This window comes from Tenacibaculum sp. SM2510 (assembly GCF_057002845.1).
In genome coordinates this window covers 1,098,828-1,111,794 of sequence record NZ_CP192703.1, presented here as the reverse complement: position 1 = coordinate 1,111,794, position 12,967 = coordinate 1,098,828, and the positions used below count along the sequence as shown (strand labels likewise).

Annotated in this window: 11 protein-coding genes; 2 read left to right on the top strand and 9 right to left on the bottom strand. The window is 29.6% G+C overall.

Going from position 1 to position 12,967, the window contains the following annotated elements; genetic code table 11:
• Positions 1–29: 29 nt before the first annotated feature.
• Together ACQ629_RS05000 and ACQ629_RS04995 are read right to left on the bottom strand one after the other, a co-directional pair.
• Entirely contained in the window at positions 30–1,280 is a 1,251-nt protein-coding gene (locus tag ACQ629_RS05000) for an alpha/beta hydrolase-fold protein (protein WP_483706845.1), read from the bottom strand.
• Positions 1,281–1,551: 271 nt separating this feature from the next.
• Entirely contained in the window at positions 1,552–2,427 is an 876-nt protein-coding gene (locus ACQ629_RS04995) for a pPIWI-associating nuclease domain-containing protein (protein ID WP_483706843.1), read from the bottom strand.
• A gap of 350 nt (positions 2,428–2,777) precedes the next feature.
• Here ACQ629_RS04995 and ACQ629_RS04990 point away from each other — a divergent pair, with 350 nt between their 5' ends.
• A complete protein-coding gene (locus tag ACQ629_RS04990; RefSeq protein ID WP_483706841.1) occupies positions 2,778–3,746 on the top strand; it encodes an IS110 family RNA-guided transposase in 969 nt (322 codons plus the stop codon).
• 128 nt (positions 3,747–3,874) lie between these two features.
• Here ACQ629_RS04990 and ACQ629_RS04985 read toward each other — a convergent pair whose 3' ends face one another.
• From ACQ629_RS04985 to ACQ629_RS04965, 5 genes are all read right to left on the bottom strand, one after another.
• Entirely contained in the window at positions 3,875–4,471 is a 597-nt protein-coding gene (locus ACQ629_RS04985; protein WP_483706840.1) for a hypothetical protein, read from the bottom strand.
• Positions 4,472–4,930: 459 nt separating this feature from the next.
• Positions 4,931–5,095 carry a hypothetical protein gene (locus ACQ629_RS04980; RefSeq protein ID WP_483706839.1) on the bottom strand — a complete coding sequence of 55 codons (165 nt, stop codon included), beginning with the start codon at positions 5,093–5,095 and terminating at the stop codon, positions 4,931–4,933.
• A gap of 613 nt (positions 5,096–5,708) precedes the next feature.
• Positions 5,709–7,025 (bottom strand): DGQHR domain-containing protein, encoded by a 1,317-nt coding sequence (locus ACQ629_RS04975; RefSeq protein WP_405376579.1) that lies wholly within the window; start codon positions 7,023–7,025, stop codon positions 5,709–5,711.
• Positions 7,018–7,758 (bottom strand): hypothetical protein, encoded by a 741-nt coding sequence (locus ACQ629_RS04970; protein WP_405376577.1) that lies wholly within the window; start codon positions 7,756–7,758, stop codon positions 7,018–7,020. The genes ACQ629_RS04975 and ACQ629_RS04970 overlap by 8 nt, the downstream gene beginning before the upstream one ends.
• Before the next feature lie 134 nt (positions 7,759–7,892).
• Positions 7,893–8,324 (bottom strand): hypothetical protein, encoded by a 432-nt coding sequence (locus ACQ629_RS04965; RefSeq protein WP_483706838.1) that lies wholly within the window; start codon positions 8,322–8,324, stop codon positions 7,893–7,895.
• An 80-nt stretch (positions 8,325–8,404) separates the two neighbouring features.
• On the opposite strand from ACQ629_RS04965, the gene prfA reads away from it, so the two are divergent.
• Positions 8,405–9,481, top strand: a complete 1,077-nt coding sequence (prfA, locus tag ACQ629_RS04960; RefSeq protein WP_218771254.1) for a peptide chain release factor 1 — start codon at positions 8,405–8,407, stop codon at positions 9,479–9,481.
• Positions 9,482–9,549: 68 nt separating this feature from the next.
• Here the strand turns inward: prfA and ACQ629_RS04955 are convergent, their stop codons facing one another.
• Together ACQ629_RS04955 and ACQ629_RS04950 are read right to left on the bottom strand one after the other, a co-directional pair.
• Positions 9,550–12,057: a TonB-dependent receptor gene (locus tag ACQ629_RS04955; protein ID WP_483706837.1), complete on the bottom strand. Its 2,508-nt coding sequence runs from the start codon at positions 12,055–12,057 to the stop codon at positions 9,550–9,552.
• Complete coding sequence (locus tag ACQ629_RS04950; protein WP_483706836.1) at positions 12,044–12,949, bottom strand: FecR family protein; 906 nt, start codon at positions 12,947–12,949, stop codon at positions 12,044–12,046. The genes ACQ629_RS04955 and ACQ629_RS04950 overlap by 14 nt, the downstream gene beginning before the upstream one ends.
• Between the last annotated feature and the right edge of the window lie 18 nt (positions 12,950–12,967).

The window sequence follows — 12,967 nt, the reverse complement described above, 5'->3', positions numbered from 1 at the left end:
CTCTTTGTAGCCATTAATTATAACTCGTATTAATGATTTCTTAAGTTTTTTTTATATTCTGATAATTTTGGGTCACCATTATTCTCTGCGGTACGAATTGCTTTTTTATACCAATATTCGGCTTTTTTTACTTCTCCATTTGCTTTAAAATAATTCCCCATTCCATTGTACAAAACTGAATTATTTGGGAATTTTTTCAGACCTATTTCTAGAGTTTCTAATGCCTCATCTAACTTATTGTTTACAAGATAAAATGTCGCATAGCTATTGAACCATCTTGCTTGATTGTAATAATTCTTAATGAATGTTTTTCCATCTAATTCTTTTACTAACTGTTCAAAAAGACTAAAATCATTCTCTTTTACAGACTGCCAAAGAATAAAGTGTTTAGTATCTAAATGAATATCAGTAGATATTTGATATTTACTTCCTCTATTGTCATAATATGTTTTCAAAGCCTTTATTCTTCCAAAATTATTGAATTCTTTTAATGTATAAAATCGAAGTGGTCCATAATCATTATAATACTTCCTTAACCCTTTATTAAATGTGACTAGTGGGGTTGTATAATGGTTTTCATTTTCTGAAAGATTGTAATTCCATTTTATATTTTTACCTTGATATTGTTTAAACACGGAATCTAAGATTGTCATTGATTCTAACGCCCAATTTTCAATGGTTCCCAAACTAGCGTATATAAACAAGTTATGTGGTAGGTTATTATTTAATAATTTTTTCACGTTATCTAATCGATTAGCAGAAACATGAGTAGGGCTAGATAAGAGATATCCTTTAAATAGTGATGGTGATTGTGTCATTATTTGTAGACCTAATCCTGCTGCCATTTCCCATCCAAAATAGATTCGGTCATCAAGGGTTCGATAATCCTTATCAATGGATGGAATAAGTTCTTTTTCTAAGAATTGGATGAATTTCGATGATTCTTTATAAAACAGATCACGTCTTTTTTGAGAATGAGTAATAATTCCAACTACTATAAATTCTGGAATTAAATTCTCCCAAGTTAGATTTTGTTGAAAAGTTATTCCATTAAGAAAATATCGTTGACCATCAATAACATAAAGAACTGGATACTTTTTTTTTGTCTTAAAATAGTTTTCGGGAAGATATACCTGAAGTGTTCTGTCTTCATTAAGAATTTTTGATTTTAGAATGTAATTTTCGCCAACTATATTATTTTCCCTATTTGTTTGCGCATTTATACATTGAAAAAGGGGAGATATGCAGATTAAGAATACAATTATTTTTTTTAAATTCATTATGTTTTTTAAGAGAATTATATTCAAATCTAATATTATCCAATAATTATAGTTAGAATTAAGAGGTTAATAATTTGTTAATTTATTTATTAGGAAAGGTGGAGTTTTGAAGGAGTATTGTATATGAATGCCAGCGGTTTAGGCTATGGTTTCGTTGTGGAAAATGTCCAACGGACTTTTCCTAAGATGTAATCAAGCCGATTTAAAAGTACTAAATTATATATTAACTAAAATGCCATAATGAATTATAACCATTGTTGTGTGTAGTGCTTTATTCACTAATTATTTCATTCAAGTATGCCAATAACCAAATCGTAATACCTGTTTTAACCTTTAAACTTCTAACTTGATTTTCCGTAATTCCGACATTTGGCTGATGAACATTACATAAAATGGAATAGCAATCACAGACGTATTTTATTTCGTTTTTGGTAAAATCCTCCAACATTCCATATTCAAATTGCGATGTAAAAAACTCAATTTTCTGCTCCCTTTTAATTCGTATATGGATTAGTTTCTGTTTTCCATTTTTATATTTTCTAAATTCTTTCTCAAACATTTCCGCATCTTTTAATTTCTCTATTGGTGCGAGAATATCGTCAATCAGGTATTCCAAAATTGTGCGTAATGAAATTAAACAATGTCTTAATCGGTCAGGATTTGAGTCGTTTTCAAGTGCGTAATTTGCTCCAAACCAAAGGTTTTCAAGTCCAAGTTCTTCCAAATACGGAATTAGATTTTCGCTTAAAACCTCTTCTTTCGCTTTAATGTCTTCATCGGTCAAATCAGAAACTAAACTTTCTTTAAATTCTTCGGCAGATTTTAAATTCAGAATTTCAAGGTTGGTTATATATCCAAATTGTAGTTCCGGATTATTTCTTAATCGTTCGCCAATATTTCCAATTTTTCTTAAACTCTCAAGTAGTTCGGAATTTAAAAATGGCTTAAATTCAAGAATATCAAACTTTGAAAAATTATAAGTAGGTATTTCAATTTCAGGAAGTAGAGCTTTGAATTTGTTTTGTGTCTCAATCATTTGTCGGACATTTTCAGGTATAGCAAATCTGTCGGCTATTTTAGCCATTTCCAACAGTTTTGAATTCATTCCTGTCAATTTTGATATTTTGTCCAAAGTATTTTCTTGCATTACACACAACGTGTTTGTGCATGATTTGTTTGCGTGAATTTAGCGAATAAATAGTTAACAATTACAAGCCTTTGATATCCACGAGGTTTTTCCGAAGGAAAAACTTGTTAAGCAATTAATTATGCACGGCTTAAGTTAGCAATTTAATAAAAAGGTTAAATTTAAGAGTTATAAATCAGAAAGAATAAAAGAGAGAATTAAGGTTAATATATACGGTGAAGCATTGACTTCGACAACATTGATAATCCTCTCTCTTTTCTCCTAAAAATCACGTTCAGTTCTGTGAGACCTAGATCTCGTTTTCAAGTTGTTGTCAGTCAAGTAGATTATTCTTTCATAAATCATTTTTTATGAATAAATATAAGGAAATTTTTGGAGTTGACATTAGCAAAGACGTATTTGATGTTTATGGAAGTAAAAAGGGGCATAATCAATTTAAAAATAATGCGTCAGGTTTTAGATCTTTTCTAAAAAGTCTTCCTAAAGAATCATTAGTAATAATGGAAGCAACAGGTTATTATCATTACAGGTTAGCGCAGTTTTTATACAAAGAAAAGCAAGTAGTTTCGGTTGTAAATCCTTTATCAGTAAAGCGTTTTATACAGATGAAATTAGCGAAAGTAAAAACGGATAAAAGTGATGCGAAAGCGATTTGTGAGTATGGTAAAATTAATGAAGTTCCTTTATATACAGCTCTGACAGATGTTCAAAGTGAGTGTTTACAGCTTTTCAGATGGTTAGATGCTTTGATCAAGAAAAGAACAGCTACTAAGAATAAGATTCATGGAGAGCAAGTTTTAGGAGTTCCATCAAAGTTTGTTTATCGCTCTTTAAATAGGGTAAAAAAATACTTAGATAAAGAAATTTTAGGTATAGAAGACAAATTACTTTCTTTAGTAAAACAAGATGAACAGCATCAATTAACATTGTTGCAGAGTATTCCAGGAATAGGAATGAAAACAGCTTTGTTTTTAATTGTGGTTACCGATGGCTTTAAGAAAATCGAAAGAGCATCACAACTCTGTAGTTATGTTGGTATCACACCTACAATACGAGAGTCGGGGAGTAGTGTAAGAGGTCGAAGTCGAATAAGTAAAGTAGGTAATAGAAAGTTACGGAATCTTTTGTTTTTATGTTCCTTTAATGCATGCAAACATAATAAAGCATGTAGAGATATTTATGAGCGTATTGTAAACAAAGGAAAGAGTAAAAAACTAGCTTTAATAGCAGTTTCTAATAAGTTAATAAAACAAAGTTTTGCAATAGCAAAATCGGGTTTACCTTACGATGAAAAGTACATTTCTGTATTACCTAAATAAGTAGTTATTATACAGGAAATAAAAACTCAAAATACCAAGTAGTAGCATTTTGAGTCTAGAATAATATTGCGTAAAATTAATGAAGAAAAGGTTTGTTTTTTACCTCAGTTCTTTGTTAGCTAACGTTTTTATTTAATTTCGTAAACTTCTATTGCCATATTATGTGTTTTCTTTTTGTTATCGACTGGTATTTGTGTCGAAATTACATCAACCATATCTTTTCCTGCTTTATCATTTTCAATAACTCTAAATTCAGTCATTATTCCAGATAATTGGTCGTTTTCAAAATTAATAAGTTTAAATTTTATTTCATTACTTGACTTGGATTCAAATGTTTGAAAATAAAAGCTATCCTTCGATTTTTGAAAAATAGAAAGGCTCAAAGTCTTCCTTTCATTAATATTTTTCGGATTTGAGTCGTGTTCAGAAAAATATCTAAATATTCCCTCATAAATGTCTGTCTTTTCAGATTTTTTTAGATTCAATTCATAAAAACGACTTTTTGTTGAATCTAACTTTCCGTTCTTATAAGTTTTATATTGGTTGAAAATTGTATCTTTTTCTTTAGATAGATAAGCCTCTATATTTTCATTAATATCATTAGGATATTTATAATTAATCCAGATTCTTTTATACTTTTCATTGTTTATTTTTTCACTGTAATGCTTTTCTTTCGAGACTGTCGTTTTTTTGTTATTCGAACACGAACTGATTCCAATTATCATAATTAATATTAAAATCTGGATGTTTCTCATAAATGTTAGCTAACGTGTTTGTGCATGATTTGTTAAGGAAAAGAGCGCAGCACTTTTCCGAATTTGAACGAAAGATAATAAAAGTGCGAAGAAATTCCGCAAGGAAGTTCCACCTTAATGAATTATGCACGTTGTTGGCATTTCGTTGTTTTTATTCAGATTTTTAATTATTCGGCTTAATACCTTTTTCTATTTTCTTGCGTTTGAATGAATTGAGTCAGCGATTTAGTCAACAAACTTTCTCAATTCCACAATTCTATTTTTTATATTGCTTAATTCCGAAATTTTGGATTTTCAGCGTTTGAGTAATTTCTAATATTTTGTTCTTGGAAATAGTTTAGTTTTTCATAATACGACAAAACTCTTGAGTTTTACATTCTCAGAAGAAGTTATATTTTTTTAAAAAGGATTAATTTCTGAAATTTGGAATTATTTTTTATTTAATTCATTATTTTCAGTTTCTTTTACTCTTTTTATATATCCTGATTTTTTTCCAGCATTAAATCCAAGAAAAAAAGTCAAAACTAAAATTCCTATAGTAATTAATATAACTAAAATCATTATTTCAGGACCACCTATCATTAATACTTTCATCTATTTTATCTTTAGTTTTATTATTTAGAACGTGATTTACTCAATGAATGCCAACGGTTTTTTGTATAGAAAGTTGCTTTGTAAGTGCGCGGCGAATTTTCCGCAGGAAAATTAGACTTGGTTAAAAAGCACAGACTATTTAGTTTAGCTAAAATAAAGCAATTTTTATATACAAGTTGTTAGCAAATGCGTTTTTTTCGGTTTACAATTCCGTTTTTAGCTTTCTAATAGTTTCAAAATTCAGGGTTTGAGTAAACAATTCCGCAAAGGTTTTCAATTCCGCAAGAGTGATTTTTTGCGTTCAGTTCTGTTGATGTCAATGTTTAGAATTCCGTTTGAGTAAGAATTCCGTAAAGTTGCTCTTAACTTTTGTTTGTTATTTTTCCAATGTTATGAAAAGAAAATTATTGAATAATAAATTTAAGATTTTTAACTCAAAATTATTTCCGTCTGAGTAATTTCCAAAGTTTTTGCTAACGTTGTTGTATATGGTTTGTTGCGTGTTTTAAGCACCTAACTTAAGTAAATAATTACCGACCAAGAAAGTCCGCAAGGACTTTCGTAAGTAGGCTAGAACTAGCAATAAATTATATACGGTGTTGGCAGCTGGGTTTTATTTTTTTATGTAACCTAATTCCTTTGCTAATTCTATATATAATTTATTTTGTAAACCAAGACTTCCTGAACCTGAAAAATCACCTTCTTTCGAAAAGAATTCTTTTCCTTTACTTTCAGCTTTTTCCAATTCTGATTTAAGTAAAGTTGTTAAATCACCGGAAGAAATAGTTTTTAAATCAGCATTAATTTTCAATTTTCGATATATTGGATCAATTAATTTAATTAATGCTCCCATACCTGTCGTTTTACACAGGATATTTGGATATTTTCTAGAAGTGTCTTCGTCTTCTTTTGGCCAAAATTCATTAAATACTTCTTTAGTTGCCTTGAAATAAGATTTGAAAAATTTCGGAAGTATTTTGTAATCATCTCCATCATTTAAATAGTCCATTGGCATAGATGCCCAAATACTTTTAGGTCTAAAATGTGATAATATAGCTTCTACAAAAAATGCTTGTGAAAAATATCCTTTACCAGAACCCAACATTTTGATAAAACCTTTTAATACAGAATCCTCATTATTATTTAAATGCATAGCAAGCATATGTGAAAGGAATATATCGTTTTTATTAGGATCAGGATAAGATCCAAAAATATCATAGTATAAAGACTTATTTACAGGCTTTTGATTAAAATTCACATCAGCAAAAACTTTTCCTTGTTCCCATTTATCGAAACCTAATAAAATTGTACAATTGAATTCAAATTGTTTTATATAATCTAATACAAGATCATTAGTTAATTTGGGGTATTCATCTGTTAGTGCTTTTCTACCAATTTTTATACTATTGTTTAAAGCATCATTATAGAGTTTTATCATCCCCATTAATCTATGTTGACCATCTACGATTAAACCATATTTTCCATCAGGAACTGAAAGTTCAACGTTATTCTCAAAATTTTCATAATAAGCACCAATATACTCTTCTTTTTTTGCTGTTTCAATAAACTCCAAGTACTCCTTTTTTGTATCAAATTCTTGATTTAAATCAAGTGATATAATTACAGAAGTAGGAAATGAACCAAGTGCGTTAGTTTTTGAGGAATATATGTTAGATATTTCTTTCAATAAAAACTTATATATATTACTTACTCTTTTATCATTTGTTAATCTTTGGTAATAAGAGTTTTTAACCTCTTTTTCAACTTGACTAACATCTTTAATAGGAACAAATGGATCATAGTTTTGAGCTTCACGTGAGGTGAATTTCACCATACTTCTCAAAGTTGGAAAATCTATTGCAGAAATTGCAATTGGTTTCGAGGTCAATTGATTAACCAAAAGCCCCTTTATTTTAGTTATGTTACTCATTGTCAAAAGGGTTTTTTGTGTCATCAATAATTTGATCTACGTTATCATCATTAATTTCATCTTCAATAACTGGTTCAGGATCATCCGTAGTATTTTCTTCAGGAACTTCTTTGCTTTCTAATTTTTCAATTCTAGCATTAATTTTAAAAATAGATTTCTCTAACCTTCCAATTTCCTTTCTTAAAACCTCCGAACTAGCTTTTGTTGCTTGTTCAAAAACCTCACCTTTGTATTCTTCATCAAAGATTCTGTTAAACTCTTCTTTTGCTGAATTTTTAGCAATTTCAATAGAATCGGCTTTGGCTTCTTTTGCTGATACTTCAGCTATTTTTGTTGATTCATATTTAGCTTCTTCAATTGATCGAGATCTAATATCATTAGTGGATTTAAAACCGAAAAAACCTGCAATTGCTAAAATGATTGCTACTATTGCCGCATAAAGTTTATTGAAGAAATTATCATTTTCTTTATCTTCTACAAGGTTTAGTTGACGTTTCTGGATGTTATTAGATGTTTCTTTAATTTCAGATAATAACGAGTCTATTTTTTTAATTTCCAGCTTATTAATTTCATTAATTGAATCAGTCTTAACTCCGTGATATTCAATTTTAATAGTGTCTGTTTTAGGTTGTTCGACATTAAGAAACTTATATGTGATCGCTAAAACACCGATAACTGCAACTCCTATAATGATAGTTGCAAATGTGTTTAAAAGTAAATTATATCCTTTCATTTAGTTTGTTTTCGTTCAACCTTGCTGCCAACTCGTTATATAAAGATAAAAGAACGTGATATAATAAGTTGATTTGTTAGATGTTGCAATTTTTCTTTAAATATATAAAAAATATTTCTAGTAGCATTATGTATTTATTCTGTTCTATTAAAAACGAAGTCAACTAAAAACTCGTCATTAGAAATTTTACATTTTAACTGATGGTTATCTAAAAAATAATAGATCTTTTTAGGGAATTCATTCTCTAGGTTTTCGCATACAAAAGAAGAATCTGTTTGCTTAGTGAACTTAAATAATGTTGGGGTTTCATTTACGCCATCAATTTTTAAATGCAAGGTATCTTTAATCGTTACAATACTCATAATTTCTTTAAAAATAGTATCCTCTTCTTTTAAGGTAAAACCAATTCCTGTTAAATCTTTGTTCCAAAAATCGAAAGTACTTTTATCGGGTTTTTCATTTACGCGTTCCCATTTACCAATTAACCAATTTGGTTTGTTGTTTTTTGTTTCTGTTTGACAAGAAAAAAATAGTATACAAGTAAGAATGAATAGGAAATAGCGCATAATATTGGTTTTAAATGAGTTAAAGATATAGAATAAATTCGATAAAAAAGCGTAAATTCGCGAACCAGAAAAGTTAGAAGATGTTAGATAAAATTAGAATTATAAAACAACGTTATGATGAGGTTTCGGATTTAATTATCCAGCCAGATATTATAATGGACCAAAAACGTTACGCTAAATTAAGTAAAGAATATAAAGATTTAGGTAAAGTCGTAGAAAAAGGTAATGAATATAAAAGTCTAACAGACTCAATTGAAGAGGCTAAGGAAATTATTGCAGACGGAAGTGATGCAGAAATGACTGAAATGGCTAAGATGGAAATGGATGAGGCTAAAAAGCGTATTCCGGTTTTAGAAGATGAAATAAAATTCATGTTAATACCTAAAGATCCAGAAGATGCTAAAAATGCCGTTGTAGAACTAAGAGCTGGGGCAGGTGGTGATGAAGCAAGTATTTTTGCTGGTGAGTTGTTTAGAATGTATACTAAATACTGTGAAGGCAGAGGCTGGAAAGTGAGTACAGTAGATTATTCTGAAGGAACAAATGGTGGATTTAAAGAAATTCAGTTTGAAGTTTCTGGAGATGATGTTTACGGAACGTTAAAGTTCGAGGCAGGTGTACACCGTGTACAACGTGTACCACAAACCGAAACCCAAGGTCGTGTACATACATCGGCAGCTACTTGTATGGTTTTCCCGGAAGCAGAAGAGTTTGATGTAGAGATAAACCCAAAAGAAGTACGAATCGATTTTTTCTGTTCTTCAGGTCCAGGAGGTCAGTCGGTAAACACTACTTATTCAGCGGTGCGTTTAACACACATTCCTACTGGTTTAGTAGCGCAATGTCAAGATCAAAAATCGCAACATAAAAACAAAGAAAAAGCCTTTAAAGTATTACGTTCTCGTTTATACGAAATGGAATTGGCTAAGAAAAATGCCGAAGATGCTTTAAAAAGAGGTACCATGGTTACTTCTGGAGATAGATCGGCTAAGATTAGAACCTATAACTTTCCACAAGGTCGTATGACCGACCACAGAATCGGGTTAACATTATATGATTTATCGAATATTATAAATGGTGATATTCAGAAAATTATTGATGAGTTAATGATGGCAGAAAATACCTCTAAATTAAAAGAGTTAGGGGAGTCTATTTAATCATACAAATTTCTTTAAAAGAAGATTAGAAGTAAGAGCAATTAATTTGAATTGCTCTTACTTTTTTGTTAAAAGTAAAGGCGAAAAACAAAGTTGGTGGTAATACCTAAAGATAAGCGTGAAAATTTATTGGGTGAATTATTATTTCCAATACGATAATAATTATTGATTGTATTTTCTCTGTTTAATAAATTCCAAACAGAAACTCCTATTTCTGAATTAAAAACTTCCGATATTTTAAACTTATAAACAACAGAAGCATCAACTCTAAAATAATCTTTTAAACGCGTATTATTAGCGGTATCAAAGTTAACTTTATTAGTTACTATTTCGTTTCCAAGTAGCGGTATTGACGTTGGTTTTCCTGTTTTATAATTAAACCCTGCTGAAAAATTTAAATAATCATTTAAATACGTAGCGCCTAGTGTAATTGAATGTGAGCTGTCAAAATTACTTGGAAACTTAAACTCTTCAAGCGAATTGAATTCGTATTGGTTATTCATAAAAGAATAACTTAACCAACTACTAATATTTTTAATTCGTTTTCTTAATAAAAAGTCAAAACCAAGAACGCTATAATTCCCTGCTGCTTTTTCAAATTCGTACTTAGTGGTAAATCCTTGACTTTGGGTCGTAATTCCAGTTACTTTTTTATAATACCCTTTGGTATCCATTAACCAATTATTATTGGAATATAATGCCCCTAATGTAGCTTGTTTACTTTTTAGAATAGGAATATCATTGTTATTAGCCAACTGCCATCTTCGTTTCTCTAAACCTAAAAAATCATTTTGAAAATTTATAATTTGTGTGGAATTTTGATGTTTAAATTCTCCTAAAACTTCTATCTGAAAATTTTCATTAAGCTTTTTTCTGACACTTAATCTAGGTTCAAAAAGAGACTGAGAAAACTTAGCGTTATAGTTAATTCGAAGCCCAGGATTAATTGAAAAAGCATTTTTTTTATTTTGATACTTTATTTGTAAAAAAACGGCATGTTCGCGAATAACTGAAGATTTGAGCCTTAAAAATCGAGGTAAATCTATATCGTTAAGATCGGTAACTTTCGATTCGATAAGTTGATATCCCGTTTTTAACTTCCATTTTTCATAATTGTATAAAGCACTAACCTTAATGCCTGTTTCAGAAACGGTATTCTCTTGTGAAAAACGTTGATTTTCAAGGATATTAGCATTTATAGCTTTTAGCTTATAATCAGTTTCGTAAACGTTGAGTATTGTTGAAAATGTAGTATTCCATCTACGCTTATAGCTAATTCCTGCAGCAATACTATTCTGAGATAAGCTACTTGTTTTGGTTTTTAAATTACCAGAGAAACTAGCTGTTTCATTAAAAGATAAATCGTTATTAATTAGAATGAAATTTACACCAATAACATCTTTTTTTGATGGGTGATATAACCAACGAACAGAAGTGTCGTGAAAATCAAAGGCTTTGTCTGAATTAATTACGTCAGTTACATTATTTTCAATTTCTGTTAGTTGGGTTATCCTATCAAAATATACTTTATAGATAGGTGTCCGTATCCAGTTATTAATAGATTTTCGCCCCGCTATTTGCACGGATGATTGCGCTCCTAAAGGGATATCAAAAAAAGCATCTGTACTAATAAAATTAACACTTACGTTTCCGTTAAAAACAGATGTTATTTTTTCATCAGTCTTCATACTAATAGTCCCCGAAACGCCATCGCTATAGGAAGCATCTGTACCATTTGTAATTACGGTTGCTTTTTTAGTTATCTGTGGATTAAAACTAGAAATAAGTCCAAAAAAGTGACCAGATTGATACATCTTTATATCATCCCAAAGAATTAAGTTTTGATCATTAGAGCCACCTCTAATATTAATATTTGAAACAGTTTCATCTGCGCTTTGGATACCGGGTAATGCTTGTATCGTTTGTAAAACATCTGCTTCTATAAGACCAGGTAATATGGAGAAATTTGAAAAATTTATACTGGTATTTCCACTTGCTGTTTTGTTAATTCCGTTAACTAAATATTGGGTTATAATAATTGGGTCAATAACTTCATTTTCTGGTTGTAAAAAGATTGTTTTACATTTTGAAGAAGTAAATGAATCTAGTTTTTGATTAGCCGTTGTATAGCCAATAAAATGGATTGAAATATTACTTTGAGAGTTTAATGTTTTTCCTTCAAAATAACCTGTATTATCAGAAGTTAAAATAAGGTTTCCTGCAATTATTGTAGCCCCTTGCAGTGGTTGATTAGTATGTTTATCTTTTATAATTCCGCAAATTTTAAGCTTCTTTACTATTGAAACTATTTTATTGCTTATTACAGAAAATGTTAAGGATGTTTGAGCCTCTAAATTTTTTATTTTTTGAAAAAAAGTAAGATTTTTGTTGGGAAGAAAAACATAAATTCCGTCTAGTAAATCACTTTGGTAGTTAAATTGAACCTTATGTTTCTCTTTTAATAGTTGAAGTACTTCTTTTATAGGAGTCTTTTTATGAGCTACTTGACTGTAAGTAATACATGAAAAAAAAACACATAAAAATATATTGATATGTAATATATTACTTTTTAACATTCCTTATAATAACCTCATTAGTATTTTTAATTTTATAGGTTAAGTTAAGGGTTTTTGTAATACCTTTTAGTGAATTCTCTAAGTTATTATGTTCAAACGCACCCGTAAAAAGTATATTGGTATCAATTGTTTTGTAGTCTATTAAAATATTATATTGCTTAGAAAGCGTGTTTAGAACATCAGAAATTTTTGCTTGGTTAAAAACGCTCATGTTCTCTAGCCAATGTGGTTGTGATATAGCGATTGTATATGTGTTTATTTTACCTTTAAGAACTTCGAAAGCACCACCCGCAGGTAGTTTTATAAGTTGTTTCTTATACGACACTTGAACGATACCTTCGTAGCAAGCTACTTTAAAAATACTATCATTAGTTTGTACATTAAAAGCTGTACCCAAAACACTAATAATTCCGTTTTCGGTAGCTACATCAAAGCGTTTTCCTTTGGTAACATTAAAAAAAGCTTCTCCTTTTAGTTGCAGCGTTTTTTTGTCTTTCCAAGTTTTTTTGTTGTATTTAAGAGTAGAGGTTTCATTTAAATTTACTACTGAATTATCGGGTAATATAATTGTTTCTTTTTGTGAAAACTGTGTGCTAAATGTTACGAGCTCTTTTTCACTAAAGAAGGAATACACCGAAAAACTTAGAACAAAAATAGCTGCAATTTTTAAAGCAATATTTACCCAATTGGTTTGCTGTTTTTTCTTCGGAATAAGGTGTTTTTCAATACGATCAAAATTAGGTATTGTATTTTCATTTTTACCTTTAAAGCGTTTTGCTTCAACTATAATTTCTTTAAAAAAAGCAGAATCTTCCAGCTCCTCAAAAGCTTTTTGCTCTTCAGGTGATAAGTCATTATTAAGCCATTTTTTTATTAAGTATTCTTTCTCCATTATATAAGGCTATAGTAT

Bases quoted from the DNA above. Each gene is read 5' to 3' on its own strand.
- ACQ629_RS05000 (WP_483706845.1), bottom strand. From the start codon at position 1,280: ATGAATTTAAAAAAAATAATTGTATTCTTAATCTGCATATCTCCCCTT.
- ACQ629_RS04995 (WP_483706843.1), bottom strand. From the start codon at position 2,427: ATGCAAGAAAATACTTTGGACAAAATATCAAAATTGACAGGAATGAAT.
- ACQ629_RS04990 (WP_483706841.1), top strand. From the start codon at position 2,778: ATGAATAAATATAAGGAAATTTTTGGAGTTGACATTAGCAAAGACGTA.
- ACQ629_RS04985 (WP_483706840.1), bottom strand. From the start codon at position 4,471: ATGATAATTGGAATCAGTTCGTGTTCGAATAACAAAAAAACGACAGTC.
- ACQ629_RS04980 (WP_483706839.1), bottom strand. From the start codon at position 5,095: ATGAAAGTATTAATGATAGGTGGTCCTGAAATAATGATTTTAGTTATA.
- ACQ629_RS04975 (WP_405376579.1), bottom strand. From the start codon at position 7,025: ATGAGTAACATAACTAAAATAAAGGGGCTTTTGGTTAATCAATTGACC.
- ACQ629_RS04970 (WP_405376577.1), bottom strand. From the start codon at position 7,758: ATGAAAGGATATAATTTACTTTTAAACACATTTGCAACTATCATTATA.
- ACQ629_RS04965 (WP_483706838.1), bottom strand. From the start codon at position 8,324: ATGCGCTATTTCCTATTCATTCTTACTTGTATACTATTTTTTTCTTGT.
- prfA (WP_218771254.1), top strand. From the start codon at position 8,405: ATGTTAGATAAAATTAGAATTATAAAACAACGTTATGATGAGGTTTCG.
- ACQ629_RS04955 (WP_483706837.1), bottom strand. From the start codon at position 12,057: ATGTTAAAAAGTAATATATTACATATCAATATATTTTTATGTGTTTTT.
- ACQ629_RS04950 (WP_483706836.1), bottom strand. From the start codon at position 12,949: ATGGAGAAAGAATACTTAATAAAAAAATGGCTTAATAATGACTTATCA.